11 protein-coding genes and 2 tRNA genes are annotated in these 21,643 nt (G+C 35.1%); 9 read left to right on the top strand and 4 right to left on the bottom strand.

What is annotated here, in order from left to right; genetic code table 11:
- Positions 1-213: 213 nt before the first annotated feature.
- Genes Q1A01_RS08805 through Q1A01_RS08790 form a run of 4 tightly spaced genes read right to left on the bottom strand, consistent with a single transcriptional unit; the run spans position 214 to position 1,114 of the window.
- Positions 214-411: a hypothetical protein gene (locus tag Q1A01_RS08805; protein ID WP_299679083.1), complete on the bottom strand. Its 198-nt coding sequence runs from the start codon at positions 409-411 to the stop codon at positions 214-216.
- 27 nt (positions 412-438) lie between these two features.
- Positions 439-669 (bottom strand): class I lanthipeptide, encoded by a 231-nt coding sequence (locus Q1A01_RS08800; RefSeq protein ID WP_299679080.1) that lies wholly within the window; start codon positions 667-669, stop codon positions 439-441.
- Between the two features lie 45 nt (positions 670-714).
- Positions 715-894 (bottom strand): hypothetical protein, encoded by a 180-nt coding sequence (locus Q1A01_RS08795; RefSeq protein ID WP_299679077.1) that lies wholly within the window; start codon positions 892-894, stop codon positions 715-717.
- A 13-nt stretch (positions 895-907) separates the two neighbouring features.
- The gene (locus Q1A01_RS08790; RefSeq protein WP_299679074.1) at positions 908-1,114 is read right to left on the bottom strand and encodes a class I lanthipeptide; all 207 of its coding nucleotides are present in this window, start codon (positions 1,112-1,114) and stop codon (positions 908-910) included.
- A 525-nt stretch (positions 1,115-1,639) separates the two neighbouring features.
- On the opposite strand from Q1A01_RS08790, the gene mutS reads away from it, so the two are divergent.
- The 9 genes from mutS to Q1A01_RS08745 form a co-directional block, all read left to right on the top strand.
- Positions 1,640-4,264 carry a DNA mismatch repair protein MutS gene (gene mutS, locus Q1A01_RS08785; protein ID WP_299679071.1) on the top strand — a complete coding sequence of 875 codons (2,625 nt, stop codon included), beginning with the start codon at positions 1,640-1,642 and terminating at the stop codon, positions 4,262-4,264.
- Positions 4,265-4,413: 149 nt separating this feature from the next.
- Positions 4,414-4,485 (top strand) — tRNA-Gly (locus Q1A01_RS08780).
- A 61-nt stretch (positions 4,486-4,546) separates the two neighbouring features.
- Positions 4,547-4,630, top strand: a tRNA-Leu gene (locus tag Q1A01_RS08775).
- A gap of 51 nt (positions 4,631-4,681) precedes the next feature.
- A complete protein-coding gene (locus tag Q1A01_RS08770; protein WP_299679068.1) occupies positions 4,682-4,927 on the top strand; it encodes a GIY-YIG nuclease family protein in 246 nt (81 codons plus the stop codon).
- Between the two features lie 693 nt (positions 4,928-5,620).
- Complete coding sequence (locus Q1A01_RS08765) at positions 5,621-6,367, top strand: LytTR family transcriptional regulator DNA-binding domain-containing protein (RefSeq protein WP_299679065.1); 747 nt, start codon at positions 5,621-5,623, stop codon at positions 6,365-6,367.
- A gap of 453 nt (positions 6,368-6,820) precedes the next feature.
- Entirely contained in the window at positions 6,821-7,267 is a 447-nt protein-coding gene (locus tag Q1A01_RS08760; RefSeq protein WP_299679062.1) for a hypothetical protein, read from the top strand.
- 182 nt (positions 7,268-7,449) lie between these two features.
- On the top strand, positions 7,450-9,456 hold the full coding sequence (locus Q1A01_RS08755; protein ID WP_299679059.1) for a tetratricopeptide repeat-containing sensor histidine kinase: 2,007 nt from the start codon (positions 7,450-7,452) through the stop codon (positions 9,454-9,456).
- Between the two features lie 110 nt (positions 9,457-9,566).
- Positions 9,567-10,241 carry a response regulator gene (locus tag Q1A01_RS08750; protein ID WP_299679056.1) on the top strand — a complete coding sequence of 225 codons (675 nt, stop codon included), beginning with the start codon at positions 9,567-9,569 and terminating at the stop codon, positions 10,239-10,241.
- 1,515 nt (positions 10,242-11,756) lie between these two features.
- Positions 11,757-21,643 (top strand): VCBS domain-containing protein (locus Q1A01_RS08745; protein ID WP_299679053.1); only part of this gene is annotated, 9,887 nt, incomplete at its 3' end.

The following is a 21,643-nucleotide window of genomic DNA, read 5'->3' as shown; positions in this document are numbered from 1 at the left end:
TAATGAGTTTTGTTTTATTGGTAAATGAACTAGATATTTACTACTCAAGTAATGGATCAGGATCAACTTTCGTTTGTATTTCCCCTCCATAAATCAATTGAGGGTTTTGTATTTTATATGTTTTAAATTGTTTTAACATACTAATAGGGTTAAAATTAATATTAAAAGTATTTTGACTTTTTAGATCTGTAAAATGTATAAAGTCTCTTGTTTCTAACAAGGATCTTCATCATCTCCAAGGAGATCTTCAAAAAACTCACCTATAGAACAAAAGAATCCACATTCTTCTTCAATTCCAATTCCTGCGCCAGATTCAGGTTCTTCATCATCATCATCAGTGGCAAAGGCAATATTAGTGACTAGAAATAAACATAAAAATGCATATAGTGTTGTTGCTTTTAGTTTTTTCATAGTTTTTATTTTATAGAGTTTTATTATTTAATCTGATAAACCTAGCGTAGTAGTTTCAGTATTATCTGAGAAATCTGTTGGACGTGGTCCATCTGAAAAGGCTTTACTAGTATGTGATGGGCCTTCAGAATAAAATGACGTTATAGTTGTATCTAGTTCACTATTGTTTCCTCCTAGTATTTTAGTTAATGCGTTGTTGTTAAGAATAGCAATCCTTTCCTTTGTAAAGGATAATTCTTTTTGATGTTTCTTTTTCATAATTAATATGTGTTTTAAAATTTTAATATTAAAGGGTCTTTTGCATTAAGAGAATAAGTCTTCAAAAAATTCTACTATAGAACAGAAGAAACCACAATCATCTTCTACTATTTCAGTACCTGGTTTTGCAGGTCTATCATCATCATCATCTGTAGCAAACAGCAGTGTTGATGATAAGAAAAGACATACGTATAATACAATTGTTTTTATGTTTAATGTATGCATACTTTTATGTTGTTTAATCTGATATTGCTGTTGTTGGGGGTCCATCTGATAATGCAATGCTAGTATGTGGTGGTCCTTCTGAATGAAAAGAAGTTGCAGTATCATCTACATCACTTATATTATTATTATTTCCTCCTAGAATTTTAGTTAATTCGTTGTTGTTAAGAATAGCAATCCTTTCTTTAGTAAAAGATAATCTCTTTTGCTGCTTTTTTTTCATAGCATTATTGTTTTTAAATTGATATTTCTCGATCATTTATAGACATTCAAGATGTATGTCTGTATCTTTTCAGAAACAGCAAAAGGATGGTGCTTTTTAAAATATAAAAACCTTTTGCTGCGTATGAATGTTTGATTAAAACTACTTGATATTGAGTTTCTTTGAAAGAAAAGGATTGCAAGATTCACGAATTTTGGAAAACTTGATGTAAAGAAAAAGGAATGATATGTCGGAGTTTACTTTTGATTAAAATGAGAAGAAGAGCATGCGTAAATAAATAATAGTTTTTTATTATTGAATTAATAAAAATTATCAATTACACTTATTGTTTTCTGATTTCATAGATATGTATTTTATTGATTTTCAGGTTTATTTGTTGTTGTTGCTTTATGTTGCATTTAAAACCGTCTTAAAACGTCTTATTTTAAGTTTTGTGTTAAACTGTCAGTTTATAACTGTGAAAAACTGATGATAACTCCTCTTGCATAAGATTTGTAAAAGTCAATCAAAAATTTACCTTGCGGTATGGCAAAAAGCACTCAGAAAAAGGTCACTCCTTTAATGCAACAATACAATACCATCAAGGCAAAATATCCTGATGCATTATTACTTTTTAGAGTAGGAGATTTTTATGAAACTTTTGGAGATGATGCAGTAAAATCTGCAGGTATTTTAAATATTACATTAACCCACCGTAATAATGGAGGTGATAAAACAGAGTTGGCTGGATTTCCGCACCACTCTTTAAACACATATTTACCTAAATTGGTAAAAGCAGGATGTCGTGTGGCGATTTGTGATCAATTGGAAGACCCCAAAATGACCAAAAAAATTGTAAAGCGAGGTGTTACAGAACTTGTGACACCAGGTGTTGCTTTGAATGATGAGGTGTTGTCTGCAAAGCAAAATAACTTCCTTGGTGCGGTATATATTGGAAAACGTACCCTTGGTGTTGCTTTTTTAGATGTTTCGACAGGAGAATATCTTACGGCACAAGGAGATGAAGCTTATATAGATAAACTATTACAAAATTTCGCGCCAAGCGAATTATTGATTTCAAAAAAACAAAAAACAGCTTTTGCTACTGCTTTTGGTCCTGACTTTCATACCTTCTTTATGGAGGATTGGATTTTCAAAACAGATTATGCGTTTGAGTCGCTTAATAAGCATTTTAAAACCAATACCCTTAAAGGATTTGGTGTAGATCATCTGGAAGAAGGCGTAATAGCTTCTGGTGCTATTTTACATTATTTAGGAGAGACGCAGCACCATAAATTAGAACATATTTCTCGTATTAATCGTATTGCAGAAGATGCCTACGTATGGATGGATCGATTTACTATTCGTAATTTGGAGTTGTATCATACCGCTTTCGCGAAAGCGATTACATTATTAGACGTTATAGATAAAACTACCTCTCCAATGGGAGCCCGTCTTTTAAAGCGGTGGCTTGCATTGCCTCTAAAAAATGTAGACAAAATAAAACAACGTCACGAAGTAGTTTCGTATTTGCTTCAGGAAGAAGAATTGTTTGAAAAACTACGTCACTATATTAAAAATATGGGTGATGTAGAGCGCCTGATTAGTAAGGTAGCTACAGGAAAAGTATCTCCACGAGAAGTGATTCAGCTTAAGAATTCGCTTGAAGCCATGGTGCCCATCAAAGCATTGAGTTTGCAGGCAGAAAATGAAGCATTACAAATTATAGGAGAGGGAATACATGAGTGTGAATTATTACGCTCAAAAATTAAAGAAACGCTAAATGAAGAAGCTCCTGTTGCTATTGGAAAAGGAGGGGCAATCGCTACAGGATTCCATGAAGAATTAGATGGATTACGTGATATTGCTTTTTCTGGAAAAGATTATCTCGATAAGATGTTGCAACGAGAGACAGAGCGTACAGGAATTACTTCGCTTAAGATTGCTTCCAATAATGTGTTTGGGTATTATATAGAAGTACGTAATACGCATAAAGATAAAGTGCCAGAAGAATGGATACGTAAACAAACACTTGTCAATGCAGAGCGTTATATTACAGAAGAGCTTAAAGAATATGAAGCTAAAATATTAGGGGCAGAAGAGCGCATTCTAGGAATAGAACAACAATTATTTGCAGAATTGGTACAGTGGATGATGCAATTTATCCCACAAGTACAACATAATGCGAGTTTAGTAGCGCAGTTAGATGTATTAGGTTCTTTTGCACAACTGGCAAAAGATAATAGCTATATACGCCCTGTGGTAGATGATTCTCAAGCGCTAACTATCAAAGAAGGACGTCATCCAGTGATAGAAAAACAATTGCCGCTAGGGGAAAGCTACGTGGCAAATGATGTCTATTTGGATAGAGAATCACAACAAATGATTATGATTACGGGGCCTAATATGTCCGGTAAGAGTGCTATTTTAAGACAAACAGCATTAATTGTGCTATTAGCACAAATGGGAAGTTTTGTACCTGCTACCGAAGCGCATATTGGCATGGTAGATAAGATATTTACGCGTGTAGGTGCAAGTGATAATATCTCTATGGGGGAAAGTACCTTTATGGTAGAGATGAATGAGACTGCAAGTATCTTAAATAATATATCAGATCGTAGTTTAGTGTTACTAGACGAGATAGGACGAGGTACCAGTACTTATGATGGGATTTCTATTGCTTGGGCGATTAGTGAATATTTACATGAGCATCCAGGGCGTCCAAAAACATTATTTGCAACGCATTATCATGAGTTAAATGAAATGAGTGAAACCTTTGAGCGTATCAAAAATTACAATGTTTCTGTAAAAGAATTAAAAGACAATGTGTTGTTTTTGCGTAAACTGGTACCTGGAGGAAGTGCCCATAGTTTTGGTATTCATGTAGCAAAAATGGCTGGAATGCCGCAGCAAGTAGTTAGGAGAGCGACAAAGATGATGGTGAAGTTAGAAAAGTCGCATGGTAGTGAAGAACTCACCGAAAAATTGCAAGATGCTGCTGACGATGAGATGCAATTAAGCTTTTTTAATTTGGATGATCCATTGTTGGAACAAATCAAAGAAGAAATCTTACATACAGATATAGATACACTTACACCGGTGGAAGCACTTATGAAGCTAAATGAAATCAAACGAATGCTTGTTAAAAAGAAAGAAAATAAGACTTCGTAATGTGTTGAAATGTATGTGATTATGATTTATTTTAAAGATATTTTTAATTAGATGGTATATTTTTTCAAAAAAGGTTTTGGTAAATGTAGAAAAGATGTAAATTTGCATCCGCTGTTTGAAGCAGTAACGTTCTGAAAAGAACATATAATGCGAAAGTAGCTCAGGGGTAGAGCATCACCTTGCCAAGGTGGGGGTCGCGGGTTCAAATCCCGTCTTTCGCTCTGAAAAATTTGACATACTGAATTAAAAATATACCAATTGTTTTGCTTTTGCAAAACAGATGCTCGAGTGGTGGAATTGGTAGACACGTTGGACTTAAAATCCAATGTCCATTAGGACGTACGGGTTCAAGTCCCGTCTCGAGTACAAAAGGCTCCTCATTTTATGAGGAGCCTTTTTTGATTTTAAAGGATTTCTATGTTTGTAGTATATGCATTATCAAGTTTACGTCGAAATTATATATATGTTGGTTTGACAGAGAATATAGAACGTAGAATTCCTCAGCATAATAAAGGATATAATAAATCAACAAAAGCATATACTCCTTTTGTTTTACTTTATAAAAAATCATTTAAAACAAGATTAGAAGCTAGGGCTTATGAGAAATACTTAAAGTCTGGTTCAGGTAAGGAATTTTTAAGATCTTTAAGAGAAAAGAAGTAAGTTGGACCTGCCTTTTTCGGCAGGCAGGCTTAAAATCCAATGTCCATTAGGACGTACGGGTTCAAGTTTACATCTACCGGAGGTATGTCCCGTCTCGAGTACAAAAGGCTCTTCATTTTATGAGGAGCCTTTTTTGTTTCCGCGAAAGCGGAAAGCTCATGAGATTTCTAAAATCATTATATAAGGCAAATTCTTCAGTATAATAAAGGATATAATAAATCAACAAAAGCATATACTCCTTTTGTTTCTCCGAAGTCAGAAATCTTATGAATTTTTTACAGTTATGATTTAAGGGGCTATTCCTTTTTGCTAATAGACTATTTAACCTCTTTTTTAACAATTTATTATATATACATACGCTTTCGCGAAAGCGTATAAAATACCCTTTTTAACATATAATATCTTTATGCGTATGATCTCTTACATCTATAAAATAATGAGTCTTGAAATGCGTAAAATTATAAGCTGTTTCTGTGAAATTTATGACAACTTTTTTCTCTTCTATAGCGTACTACTAGAAGATCAAAAATGACTACATGTGAAAAATCAAGGGACTTTGATATGAATACCACACAATAATTACGGTAAAACCGTAAGTAAATTACGGACAGAATAACTAGCTTTCATGTGACTTAAGACCCCTAAGTATACCCCTTAAGTAAATACGATGTATTCTCACTAAATTAAATCGTCATGGAACACTCATACGTTATTATTGATAGCAACCCTGAAACAGTATATGCTATCCAACTTGCAATGGAAAATTTTAACAACTTTATCTGTATTGGAATCTCTTCAGAAGAACAAGAAGGATTGGATATGATACTGGAAAGAAACCCTTCTCTAGTATTTCTCAATATAGAATTAGAACACCATAATTCTGGTGTGACTTGTTATTATCTGATGGATGCACTCCAAAAGTATATGGATGTATTGCCACAATTTGTGGCCTTAGCTTCTTCTCCAAAATATGCAATAGAAGGAATTCGCCACAGTGTATTGGATTATATCATTACACCTATAGATAAAAATGTATTAAGGCGTACCTTATTTCGTTTTAGAAAATCATCTTTCAATGCGCCTGCAGATATAAACGATACCCTTTGTTTAAAATCATATGGTGATTATAAGTTTGTAAATACAAACGAAGTACTTTTTTTAAAGGCAGATAGTAATACTACAGATTTTGTAAGAGTTAATGGTACTACTGTAAGTGCTTTTAAAACCTTAAAATTCTTTCAAGAATCACTACCAGAACATTTCATAAGAGTGCATAATAGTTATATCGTAAATAGTCATTATATCTCCAGAATCCATTTTGGAAAATCGCAATGTACTATGGAGCATAGTGATTTTGCGGTTCCTTTTTCAAAATCATACAGAGAAAATGTAGAAGCAATACGTGATAACTTTTATAAGAGAAGTCTTGTAATTGCTTAACAAACAATAAGATATAAACAATTTAGGTAAACGATATCTTGTTAATGTATACTATTTGTTTTGATTTTAGATACCTAAGAATTTTGTGATACAGTAATAAAATCTTACATCCCCACTTTTTACTGTAAAATGGCCATTTTTTAAAATGGCCATTTTACGTCTATATGGCATACATCTACACCTATTTATCATATAGATACTATATAGGTCAAAAATAGCCATTTCACTACATGGGTTCTTACTACTTTTGAACCGTTATAACAAACCAAAATAGCACACCGAAGCTTCTTAATTGTATTATTAAAATCACGTGAAATGGGAATATGTGAAACGTATAATATTAAATAAATAATTTTTAAGAATCCCCAATCCCTAAAATAATAACTATTTAAAATTCAAGAGTTTAAATTAAAAATGTACTTGAGATTTAACACCACTAAACACACCACACTGATGAAAACTTACATACAAACACTTACTATATTATTTGCTGCCACTTTATTTTTTTCTTGTGAAACAGACCCAATTTTAGAAGATTTTGAAGTAGCGAATTCCCTAAATATAGAGAGTATTGAAATTGAAGATCAAGAAGAATTTAACCAAAGAACTGAAGGAGAGGATGATATACCTGATTATGATGGTGTAACTAGTACTACAGAAGGAGAAGACGACATACCAGAATATGGAGATAGTGCTACAGAAGGAGAAGATGATATTCCAGAATATGGTAAGCGAACAGAGGGAGAAGATGATATTCCAGAGTATGGTAAACGAACAGAGGGAGAAGATGATATTCCAGAGTATGGTAAGCGAACAGAAGGAGAAGACGATATTCCAGAATATGGTAAGCGAACAGAAGGAGAAGACGACATTCCTGATTATGATAAAATTATAGGTTAAATCACTAATGATACCAATGAATTTTATTATTAAATAATAAAAATAGCTCTAAAGCATTTGATTGTAATGTTTTAGAGCTATTTTTATATAATTATTATAAATCTTGATTAATAATGACTTCGTTTTTAAGAAATGTTTATTACTCGACTTCTTCCAAATTTCTACTATGGATTTTAACTATCATGTTACTTTGTGTATGTGTGATTTTTTCTTGTGAAAACGGAATGTCTTCAATGGATAAGCGGTCTGTCGAATTGATTAAAATTGATTATTTCTTGAATGAGGCAGCCGATAAGAATCAAGAAAAAATAAGAAGATATTATGCGTTGGATAGCGCATCTTTTTATGTTAATAGTTTAAAAGTTTCTAGATATGATACCTTTAAAAGGTATTATTTACATGCGATAGCAAAGGAATATTCGGATTTAAAGATAAGAGATTCTATATTTTCAATAAATCATAAAACTTTAAAATTAAGTGCAAAAACTAATGATTCTATAGGCTTAGCTAAATCAAATTATAATCTTGGATTATATCATTTAAGAGGTGATAAACTTGATAGTGCTTATTCATATTTATATACTTCAGAAGAACTATATGATAACTTAAACAAAATTAAGGAAGCAGGAAAGTCTGCTTTAGTAATGGCTATTACTCAAAAAAATAAAAAAGATTATGTTGGTTCCGAAGCTAGTTCAGTAAAGGCAATACGCCTATTCGAAAAGGTAGATGATCAAGAACAAAGTATAGCGTCTGCATATAATAATTTAGGATTAGTTTCTAGGCTTTTAGGAAAGTATGATGAAGCTATTGACTATTATATTACTGCCCAAGATTATAGAAAAAAATTAGATGATAATAAAATATTATTAGCTGGATCTCTTAATAATATTGGAATCACTTACAAAGATAAAGGAGAATATAATAAGGCTATTGATTATTACAAGCAAGGGTTAGGTTATGATAGTTTACCAATAAGAAGCCCTAGAACATACGCGCGTTTGCTAGATAATTTAGCTTATGCAAGTTATAAGTCAGGAAGAGGTGAAGTTTTTCCAGATCTTTTTTTGAAGGCTTTGAGTATTAGAGATAGTATTAATGATCGTTTAGGGTATGTAACTAGTAATAAACATATTGCTGAGGTGTATGCAGAGAAAGGTGATAGTGTAACAGCTTTGACTTATGCAAAGGCTGCATATAACAAAGCTAAAGAAATTACCTATAATGATGGTATACTAGAATCATTAGAGCTTTTAATGGTTTTAGAATCTCCACAAAAAGGTATAAGTTATGGGCAAGAATATATATCGTTAAATTCTAAATTATATTATCAAGAAAAAATATTTCAAGACCAATCAGCTCGTATTCGTTTTGAAACAGATCAATTAGAAGTTGCCAAAAATAAAGCTACAGAAACGTCAAGGCGGTTAATCATTATATTTTCTATAAGTGTTATTGCTTTTCTAATTGGGTATATCCTACTACAGCGTAGAAACAATAGAAAAGAATTAGAATACCAAGAAGGACAGCAAAAAGCAAATGAAGAAATATTTAACCTCATGCTGGCACAACAAGGTAAACTAGAAGAAGGAAAACACCTGGCAAAGCAGCGTATCTCAGAAGAATTACACGATGGTATTTTAAGTAGGCTTTTTGGATTACGATTAAGTTTGGATAGCTTAAATAATAAACATGGCAAAGATGTCGAAGTATTACGATCTAGTTATATAGACCAACTAAAAGATCTAGGACAAGAGATTAGAAAAATATCACATGACTTAAATAATGAAACTTTTACACAGGATACATTATACCCAGACGTACTTAAAAAGCTATTAAAAGACCAGTTTGAAGCACAAAAGGTAACCTATGACTTCTTATACGATCATACGATTAATTGGGACTTAATAACAAACTCTAAAAAAGTACATATATATCGTATCATTCAAGAGTGTCTTATGAATATAAACAAACATGCAAATGCAAAGCATATAACAGTTACATTTAAAAGTCAAGATGATACTGTACAACTTACTATAGAAGATGATGGTATTGGGATGGATACAACAAAAGCAAAATCTGGTATTGGTATGAAAAATATCAAATCACGTGTCGCTCAAATCGCTGGATCATATAAAATTATTAGTAAAATGAATCTTGGAACCCAAATCCAAATATCTTTTAATTAAAAATTTAGTATCTTGTAGTCACTAAATAAATGTTAGCACAATTACTTTCCCTATAAAGTTTAAGATTAGCAACTTACGATATTTAGTATTCCATAAAATAATCGTAAAAAATGAAAAAAAAGCTTAAAGTCTTAATGGTAGATGATCATCCAATGATCTTAGAGGGGTACAAAAATACGTTGTCAGATTTTTGTGAAGAAAACTATAAGTTAGAAATAGAAACAGCTTCAAATTGTGATGAAGCCATTGCACTTATTGACAAAACCCCCAAATCAAAGTCATACGATCTAGCCATGATAGACGTACAATTACCAATTGCAACAAATGATGTAGGCATAACATCCGGAGAAGGAATAGCACAATATCTCAAGAAGAAATTTACAAGAGCCAAAGTGATTATTCTTACGATGCACAATGAAAGTACGAGAATACATAATATTTTAGAAAAAGTAAATCCTCAAGGTTTATTAATAAAAACAGATATTTCTTTTTCAGAACTTAATCACGCATTTGAGCAAGTGTTAAGTCAAAAAATATATTATAGTAGTACCGTAAATGATCACTTACGTAAAATGGTTACCAATGATGTATCTGTAGATCAAATTAATTTACAGATCCTATATCATCTCTCCAGAGGTGTGCGAACCAAAAATTTGACAAATCATATCAATCTTTCATTAAGTGCTATCGAGAAACGAAAAAACCAATTAAAAGAAAAATTACACGTAAAATCAGAAAGTGATGAGCGTTTAATAGAAGAGGCTCGTATAAGAGGTCTCATTTAAAATAGAGGCACTAAAAATAAACATTGCTGCAATATGTATAGTTAATCTATATGTATTGCAGTTTTTTGTTAATGAAATACTATTGTGTAAAGTCTGTAGATCCATACAAGATAGATAGTTGAACCTGCCTTTGCTGGTAGGCAGGCTAATCCCGCTGTTTATCAAACTTGTTTTAGTATCTAGAGGGATCTTGGTTTAATACCTCTATTCTTGGATCGCTTCTTTTTTCTCAGTTCTATGGCTTGCCCAGGGGATTAATATCTTTTTTATGTACGCTTTTTAAAATTGTATAGTTCAGAGATATTCTAATCATTCATTATACGCTTTCGCGAAAGCGTATAAAGTTGAAATAGAATTCTTACAAATGAGCAAAAAAATCAAGCTAAATGGCAAAACTAGAAGGTGTAATTATCTAAAAGTGCTATAATTAGCCGAAATTACGGGAAAACCGTAAAATTTTTGCAAGCATACCCGAAGAAATACTCAGAAGTGCTTCTTAAATTAGATAACAGATAAAGAGAGGTATATTTTACTTCATTAAGTATTTAAAATATACATTTCAGTCTACTAGTAAATAATACATAACGTATATATTGAAAGTTACAATTATTGGTTTTGAGTGTTCAAGTAGCTTATTTAATATTGATATAGATTAAGAGAGTTTAGGGGCTTGTCGTCTATACAATTATTAATAAAAACCAATCTTCCCCCAGCTTTATAATAGCCCTCGACTTGAGGGCTGTTTAAAGCTTTTTTTAAACCCTCTTATATATATATAATATTGTCAATTATTCCTTTTTTTAAGGATAATTTTCAATGTGTAATAATGTGAATTAGAATAACATAAGTCGCGCTGTTAAAAAGTTGTTTTTTTGTAAAAAGTAAAAATTATAAGTATAATATTTACGGCTTTACAGTATGAAAAAAGAAGGAATTTTGATGTTTTTTGTAATTAATTTGCATTTAATTAATTGATTACATACATTTGATCGATGATTATTGTATTTTATCGATTATTTGTGTTAAAATTTAATTATTACAAATTATTTTTTTTTTAGAAACAAATAAAATTTAAATTTAGTAAATCAAAAACTACATTTGTTGATATTATAATGAAATTTGACATATCAACACAGGTAATTTTAAAAGTGAAATTTATCCCTACAACGATTTTGCTTTTGCTGAGTGTATACCTGAATTATAATTGAAATTAATACGTATGGTATAACTATAAATTAGTTGGTCATTCAAGTTATATAAAACCAAAATAAAGTATAATAAATGAAGTAAAACTATCTTCCCAAAATCATATTGTTAATTACTTATGTTACATGCTATTTTCAATAGTGTGACTAGATGTAGGTGTCAATATTAATACGGAAGTATAGGTTTATTAAAATAAAATAACCCCGCAATTGTAAAACTTTGGCGAGCAAACAAAAGCAGGGTCGTGAATAATAATCAATTAATAAACTGACCATTATGTTGAGATGTCTTCAGATTATTTTTTCGAGAATGCATGAGCTTCTTGAAAAAACAATTGCAAATCGTATACCTTATAATAGGATAGAACTTGCTGAAAAACAATCTACTTGGCAAAGTATAAAAAAATATAGATTTTTAAAAGACTTTGTTGAAGTTTTAAACCGCTGTTCATATACAAATTATAGACAACATTCACAAGTAATTGATTATAAGCAGCCTATATTTTTTGGTAAACAATGGGTAAGCTGTGTTATTCTACTATTGTGTACAGGATCAATTTTTTCACAAAATAACTTACAAGTAACATCCTTACAACCCACAGATGCTACCTATTTATATGATCAAGGGTGTGTTTTGTCAGAAAATGATACTTCTTATACTATACCTCAGGTAATTACAAATACAGATGATCGACCTTCTAATAATGAAGTACGTACAGTTACTACAGTAGATTTAAATGGCCCATTACTTGGTGTTGATCATGCGGTGACCGCTCAGGTTGGTTTTATTTTTCCAACAGTTACTATAGATAATGAGATTACAACAAGTACTGGCAGTTTGTTAAGTGCACAAGTTACTTTTTCTAGTAGTCCTACTGGAGCACCTGCTGGAGTACCCGATGCAGATGATCTAATTGTGATTTTTGATGCAGCAGGAACACAATTAGGTTCTATAGGGATTAATCAAATTTTAGGCCCTGTAGATATTGTATACGGTTCTAATACCATGAGAATACAAAGTGTTACTTCTGGCGTATACAGTATAACAGATGCTTTTGGAGCTCCTATTTTAGCAGGGAATCTAGAGGCATTCTTATTTAATTTACAATATGCTCATAATGGTGTAGCAGGTGGAGGCACAGAAGGAAATCGATATATGATTGTAGAGGTAACTGATGCCGATAACACGCTTTCAGCAACCTCAGTCATTAATGTACAATATTTTCCAAGTGCTACAGATGATGTCAACTCGATTCAAGCCAATGCAACCATGCCAGTATCGGGAGATCTCGATAATAATGATACTGATTTAACCACCGGAGAAGTGTTAAGTATTGCCGAAGTAAACGGGGTGGCAGGTGCAGTTGGTAATTCGTTTTCTAGTACATATGGATTTATCACTGTACAATCTGATGGCACCTATGATTATAACGTAGACACTTCAAATATAGCAGTAAGTGGTTTACGTAATGGCGTTAGTTTGCAGGACATTATTTCATATACAGTGCAAGATCTTAACGGAAATCAAGATTTTGGTTTTGTAACAGTGACTATTAATGGGGTAGATGACCTTCCAGTGGCAACAGATAATACAAATGCTGTAACTGTTGGGGGAACTACCGTGGTTAGTGGTGATGTGATTTTTGACGATGATGGTTTTGGAGTAGATTCAGGAGACAGGCCTTTGGCATTATTTATTTGGGAAAATCAATTTAGTGCACCAGGAGGAGTGTTTGCAAATCTTTCAGGACCTGTAAATGGTCAAAGTAGGACAGAACCCGTTACAGGAGTACAAGTTTCTTTTGTATCTACTGATCCTGATAATATAGGCATCCCTAATCAAAATCAGGTAGTGTATCAAACCGCAACCAATGGAGGTCATACAGGATATTTAGGATATGCTATAGATGCTAATGTAAATCCTTCTGCGTCTACGGTACTAACAATGAATTTTGATGATCCCGTAGTAAATTTAAGTTTTACACTTTCAGATATAGATTGGTCGCAAAATGATTCCTGGCAAGATCAAATGACGGTAACAGCAAATATAGGAGGAACTCCAGTTCCTTTTTCTCCTCAAATAGCAGGAACTGTTGTAACGGTAGGAGCAGATACTTTTTATGGAACAGGATCAGTGCCTCCTCAAGATGCACATGGTAATGTAGTTATTAATTACCCTACACCAGTAGATCAAGTATCTGTTGCCTATAATTATGGACCGGACGCAACTGCCGCGGATAATGGAGGTCAAATTGCTGCTATCTCTGATTTAATATGGCAAGCAACAGGCGCACCTAGGGTGAGTGAAGTAGATGGAATGGCAGGTGAAGTAGGGATGGTATATGCTACTACTTATGGGTTTATAACCATTAACGGAGATGGTACGTACACGTACACATTAGATACAACCAATCCAACAGTAATGGCATTGACTACAGGAATGACTTTAACAGACACCATTCCGTATACGTTAATCGATACTGTAGATAATTCCGGAAATACCGCCATGGCCAATGTAGTCATCACTATTAATGGGCCAGCAGCGGTTGCGCCACCTGCGGCAGCATGTGTGGGAACAACTATTGTAGCTTCAGATTTATCAGCAACTGGTGATCCTTTAGTGATTACATCTGGAACAAATCAACTTACTGTCGATAATATTACTGATAATGTAGGTTCTGATAATAATGGCGCAGGATATCGTTTGGGAACTGCTACGGCGACAACCGATAGAACCTATACACTTACATTTCAAGATCCCGTGACTCAAGTAAATCTAGAACTAGGATTTATTAACAATGATTATAATGATACCAATGGTCTTGGCGATGGACAGGAAGAGATTTCAAACATCACTACCAATTCGTTAGGTGCAGTCACTATAGGGTATACAGATAATGGCGGGATTTTTCCAACCGATTATGATGTAACAGGAAATAGAATTTTTGCCGAAGATGGCAATAGTGCCTTTGGAGCAGATTCAGGAGGCACACTGAGTATAGAAAGTACCACGCCTTTTACGACAATTACATTAACACATGATTATATTCCTAATGCAGGAGCAGAACCTGATAATCCTTTTGGGGTGGTGCTAGAAGAAGTATGTTATGTAGAGGCGTCTATGGCTACCTGCTCTCATATTTATGATGTAGAAGCGGCAACAGGAGATCAAATCACTATTAATGGTATAGATATCACCTATTCAGAAGGAGGTGTTGGTACGGGAGTAATAAATACTGATAATGGAAATGTAATTCCTGGATTTCCAGATTTTACAGACATTCGTACCACCAATTCTGAGACGATAGATACCAATAATAGTACCAATGGTTTAACGGATTATATTTATCAACGTATCAATTTTAGTCAGCCTATCAATGTCGCAGATGCTTTTGGAATGACAGATATTGACGGACTTACTAACAATTGGGAAGTAGCGGCAATAGTAGCAGGAAATAATGGAGTGTATGTGGCACCTACCTACACCAATATAGGAACAAATGTTGTTACTTCTACCCGAACAGTTTCTGATGTAATGGGGCTTCCAGGGATTACATTACCTGCAACAATTCCTGTTATAGAAGGAAATCGTACGTCAGGAGATTTGGCTACGGATGATGTAGTAGGACAGTTTTCAGGTGATTTTGGAACAACATTAGTAACAGATGTGTATACTATTTTTGCCGTAGGCGGAAATATAGTTGCTGGAGGACCTCAAAGATCTGGAGTAACAGATATCTGTTTTGAAATGATTCCAGGAATTATCAATCCTCCAGTGATTGTAGACACCGATGGCGATGGAGTACCAGATAGTGCAGATTTAGATGATGACAATGATGGGATTTTAGATACTGATGAGGAGATATGTACACCTCCGACAAACACAACTAATGCTGCAGCTCCTACTTTAGGTTGGGATATTAACTTTAATCCGCTTCCAGGCGTTGCTGAAATTAATTTTGTAACCTCAGAAATTACTGCTGGTGCTGTTGATTTTGGTACTGGGATATCAGTAATAAATGATAATACAACTTGGGGTATTTCTGGTATTGATGGTACAGATGCTTCAACTATTTCTAGTGACGATTATTTAGAATTCAGTTTTGCTACAAATGCTGGTACAACGCTTACGTTAGACAGTTGGTTAACATTTGCTAACATAAGTTTTACAGATGTTATAGAAGGTGTTCAGGTAGAGATATCTGATAATAATTTTACTACCTCAACAATTCTATACTCAGGAGTAATGCCTTCATTAACAGCGAGCTGGGAAGAGGCGGATTTTAATGATTTTACTTTAGTTCAATCTGCAAATTATGTAATTAGAGTATTTCTATTTGATAGTACCGGAGCTGGGCGTTTTGATGCTTTTGGCTTAAATTTTGGATGCTATGTAGATACAGATGGTGATGGTATAGCAAACAGCTTAGACCTAGACAGCGACGGTGATGGTTGTCCAGATGCGTTGGAAGGTGATGGCGCTTTCGCGGAAGCAGACCTAGCTACCTCTACCATAGATGGAGGAAACACGGGAGGTTCGTATACAGGAACTTCAATGGATGCTGTTCAAGATAATTTAACAGGAGATTTGTCGGGTGTTACAGATCCTGTAACAGATGGTATTGTTAACAGTGATGGAGAAGTTACTCAGGTAAATGGAATGACAGTGCCTGCAGTAAATCAAGGAATAGGGGCTAGTCAGGATGGAATGGATACCACGGCCTGTGATGTGCCAGTAGATACCGATGGTGATGGTGTATTTGATGATGCAGACTTAGATGATGACAATGACGGTATTTTAGATGTCAATGAATGTTTTGTTCCAGCAGGAAATATAATCATAGGTGAAAATCAAGGGACTTTTGGAACGATTGCCAATCCGCCAGGGAGGAGAGATTTAGAAACCCCTGCTGTGGGTTATAATTACACAGCAACGGGACCAAATATAGGAGCTGGAGACTATATCGTAACAAGTAATGCTTTTGGGAATACAAACTGGAATGGCTTTGGTGTTAATTTTACAGGAAATACTGATGGTTCTAACGAAGATGCCTATTTACTAGTAAATGGATCAACATCTCAAACCATATTTTATGAACAAACAATTCAGTTACCAGTTTCCAATGCAGATGTCGAGATAAGCATAGATGCAAGAAACTGGGCAGGGGCTCCTTTTACACTATCGGGTCCTCCTATAATTGCTGTAGAATTATACGGCGATGATGGAACCACTCTTTTAGGAAGTGCACAAGCAGGTCCAATAAATCAGGCTACTTCTTGGGTGACGGCAACTCAAGTTGTAAACACAGGAGCTTTTGATACTGTTATCTTACGACTTACCAATATATCAATCCAATCTGTAGGGAATGATTTTGCGATAGATAATATTAGGGCTGTATTGATTAATCCAGTAGGTCCTACAGGTTGTGACACCGATGGAGATGATATCCCAGATTATTTAGACCTAGACAGCGATGGAGACGGATGTCCCGATGCGTTAGAAGGAGATGGCGCTTTCGCGGAAGCAGACCTAGCAACTTCTACTATAGATGGAGGAAATACAGGTATGGGATATACGGGTACTTCAATGGATGCAGTTCAAGATAACTTAACAGGAGACTTATCTGGTGTTACAGATCCTGTGGGAGATGGTATTGTAGATGCAAATGGACAAGTAACCCAAGTAAATGGAATGACAGTGTCTGCAGTAAACCAAGGGATCGGGGCAAGTCAGAATGGTAGTGATATATCTGCCTGTATAACAGATGATGGAGATAATGTAGACTCGGCAATAGAAGATGCAGGACCTAATGGAGGTGATGGTAATGATGATGGAATGATGGATAGTGAACAATCTAATGTGACATCTATTCCAGATGGTTCAGGAACAGGAACCTATGTAACCTTAGAAATTACATCGACTACCTGTGCGCAGGTAAGTGCTATGAATGCACTTTCTGAAGAAGATTTTGGTATAGAAGACCCTGACTTTGATTATCCAGTAGGCCTGATAGATTTTACATTGTCTTGTGGAATGGCAGGTGATATTGCAGATATAAAGTATTACTGGCATGGAATAAGTGCTGTAGATTTCTTTAGAAAATATGGTTCAACAACACCAGGTGGAATGGACGCTGCATATAGAGGATTTTCAGCAGCACAGACATTGACACTTATAAACGGTGTAATGGTACCAACCACCACCTATAGGCTTACTGATGATATGCCTGGAGATGAAAGTGCGACTCCTGCAGAGATCATAGATCCTACAGGGCCAGCTGTGGCAGTAGCATCTACAGATGATTTTGATGGAGATTTAGTGACGAATGATGTTGATTTAGATGATGATAATGATGGTATTTTAGATAGAGATGAGCAAAATTGCGCACCTGATTTCATCGCATTAGGACAAACATTTTCTAGTACTGCGGTATCAGGAAATATTCCAAATACATTTGCCTTTGGAGGTGCAGATGTAACGATAAATTTTGAATTAGTAGGATCTAATCCAGGAGTCAATCCTGCATGGGCTTCAGGAGTAACTAACCAAAATAATGGTGCGATTGGTCCAGACGGACAATATGCTAATTTTCAGCCAAATAATACAAATTTTACGATTGGAGATGTTGCGGTATACACCATAGATTTTGTAAACGGACCTGTATACGATCTAGAATTTAAATGGGGAGGATTAGATAATGCAGATAGATTAGATATTATAGCTTCATATCAAGGAAGCAACGTTCCAGTAACCATAACGGATATAAATTTAGGTGCAGATTTAACATTCTTAGGATCACAAAGTGTCGTAAGTTCGGCTGGGGGAGCCAATGCACCTAATAATAGTATTCAATTGCAGATTGCGGGACCAGTAGATCAATTTATAGTGACTACTGGAAAACAAAATGGAAATACAGGAACCGTTACAACACAACTGTACGAAATGATCTATTGTTTACCACTGGATTCAGATGGTGATAGTATACCAGATCATTTAGAAACTGATAGTGATAGTGATGGATGTCCAGATGCTGTTGAAGCAGGAGGCGCTTTCGCGGAAGCGGACTTAGATGCAGATGATAGTCTTGGAGATGATGTAGATGCAAATGGGATACCTACAGATGGTTCTGGAGGTACATCACAACAACAAGCAACAACAACAGATGTAACAACTTTTGGTCCGGATATAGATAATGACGGAATAGCAGATGCTTGTGATGATATAGATGATCGTCCAGATAATGATATGGATGGTGTTCCAGATGTCCTAGATTTAGATGATGATAATGATGGTATTTTAGATGCCGATGAAGATGTGTGTAGTGATTTAGATTATACAACAGTTACTACAAGTAATGAAGATCCAACAGGGGTCACCTATCCTACCTTTCAAGGAGTAGATGTTATGCTTAATTATACAGAGAATAATGCTGGAACTATTACTACAAGGGGTATTAGAACAAGTGGCAGTATAGACTTTGTAAATAATTTTGATGATGCAACTCAAACTAATGAACTTGAGATCACCTTTGATGATGCTTTAGAAGAAGGATTCTTACAGTTCACAGATTTTGATCAATCGGTAGATGGTACAACATCTATAACAGAATTTAGTGAACAATATGAAATCACCTTCTTTAATGGTGCTACAGCAGTTGGTTATACAGTACAAGAGATAGGGGCAAATCTTTTACAAGAGGGGAATGTCTTTACAGCAATTACTGGCGGTAATACAAGTAATGATCCAGATAGTAGACTTATACTAACACCTAATGAACCAATTACGAGTTTAGTAATTGTTGCTTCAGTAATTCAAGAAGATGTAGATACAGATCCTAATAATTTAGGTTCGGCTATTAGAGTTGGAACATGCTTTACAGATTTTGATGGCGATGGTATTACAAACTCTAAAGATTTAGATGCAGATAATGATGGTATTTACGATGTGATAGAATCTGGAGGAACGGATCTAAATAATGATGGTCAAGCGAATGATACTGATGGTGATTCAACGAATAACAATGGTGTTCCAAACTCTGCAGATGGAGGTAATGGTAATGCACCGATAGATAGTGATCCAGCCAATGCAGATGGTCCAGACTTTTTGGATACCGATAGTGATGGTGATGGGTGTAATGATGCGAATGAAGCGTATCAAGACAACACTGCTGATGGTGGTGATGGCGGACAGTTTGGAATGGGAGATCCACTGACTGTAAGTGGAGGTATGGTTAATGCCGATGGTAGTGTAACTGCTGCTCCATATGATACAGGAGTTGTAGCAGATGTAACGACCGTAGGTCCAGATTTAGATGGGGATGGTCAATCTGATATTTGTGATGAAGACGATGATGGTGATGGGAATCCAGATGTCACAGATCCAAATCCAGCGACACCTACGGTAATGGATGATGCTAATATGACGGCTGCTGGAGTAGGAGTGACGACAGATGTATTGGCTAATGATGATTACTTAGGGAATAATGATGGTCCATTAGGTACTACGACTTTAGTAGATACAGGTACAGGAACAGCAATGGGAATTGTTGTAGTAGATCCAGATACAGGTGAGATTACCTATACGCCTACTTTAGGAGAGTCAGGTATGATGGTGACGATTGTATATGAGGTATGTAGTGATGATGGGATAACTCCAGCACCAGACAACCCAGTATGTATGCAAGCTACACTTGTGATTACTGTAGGTGACATGGATAGTGATGGAGATGGCGTGAATGATGTATTAGATTTAGATGATGATAATGATGGTATATTAGATACGGATGAATCACCAGGTTTACCAGATCCAAGTGCAGATGATGATATGGATGGTATACCAAATTACCAAGACACAGATATTGGCGTTGATGGTAATATGGATGGTATTGTAGATGGCTATGATTTTGATGGCGATGGAGTACCAAACCACTTAGATTTAGATGCAGATAATGATGGTATTTATGATGTAGAAGAGAGTGGCGGCGTAGATACAGACAATGATGGTCAAGCGGATGATACTGATGGTGATTCAACAAATAATAATGGTGTTCCAAACTCTGCAGATGGAGGTAATGGTAATGCACCGATAGATAGTGATCCAACCAATGCAGATGGTCCAGACTTTTTGGATACCGATAGTGATGGTGATGGGTGTAATGATGCGAATGAAGCGTATCAAGACAACACTGCTGATGGTGGTGATGGCGGACAGTTTGGAATGGGAGATCCACTGACTGTAAGTGGAGGTATGGTTAATGCCGATGGTAGTGTAACTGCTGCTCCATATGATACAGGAGTCGTAGCAGATGTAACGACCGTAGGTCCAGATTTAGATGGGGATGGTCAATCTGATATTTGTGATGAAGACGATGATGGTGATGGGAATCCAGATGTGACAGATCCAAATCCAACGAGACCTACGGTAATGGATGATGCTAATATGACGGCTGCTGGAGTAGGAGTGACGACAGATGTATTGGCTAATGATGATTACTTAGGGAATAATGATGGTCCATTAGGTACTACGACTTTAGTAGATACAGGTACAGGAACAGCAATGGGAATTGTTGTAGTAGATCCAGATACAGGTGAGATTACCTATACGCCTACTTTAGGAGAGTCAGGTATGATGGTGACGATTGTATATGAGGTATGTAGTGATGATGGAGTGACTCCAGCACCAGACAACCCAGTATGTATGCAAGCTACACTTGTGATTACTGTAGGTGACATGGATAGTGATGGAGATGGCGTGAATGATGTAGATGATGTAGATGATGATAATGATGGGATAGCGGATGTAGATGAGAATCCAAATGGAGTAGATCCAAGCGCAGATGATGATATGGATGGTGTTCCCAACTACCTAGATGATGATCCTATGGATCCAATGGTAGGGAATGATGATGGAGAGATTGAAGACGGTTTTGATGCTGATAATGATGGAGTTCCAAATCATTTTGATTTAGATAGTGATAATGATGGTGTTACTGATGTTGTAGAGACGGGTAATGGTGATTTAGACACAGATAATGATGGAGATGTAGATGCTGATGATGATGTATTTGCTGACACAAATATGGATGGTCAGAGTGATAACACAGAAGGAACGGTACCAGAAAATACAGATGGTAATCCAAATGATGGTCCAGACTTCTTAGATATTGATGCAGATGATGATGGTATTCCAGATAATGT

Origin of the sequence: uncultured Dokdonia sp. (assembly GCF_947492815.1) — a bacterium.
GTDB lineage: Bacteria > Bacteroidota > Bacteroidia > Flavobacteriales > Flavobacteriaceae > Dokdonia.
This window is presented reverse-complemented; position numbering and strand designations above follow the sequence as displayed.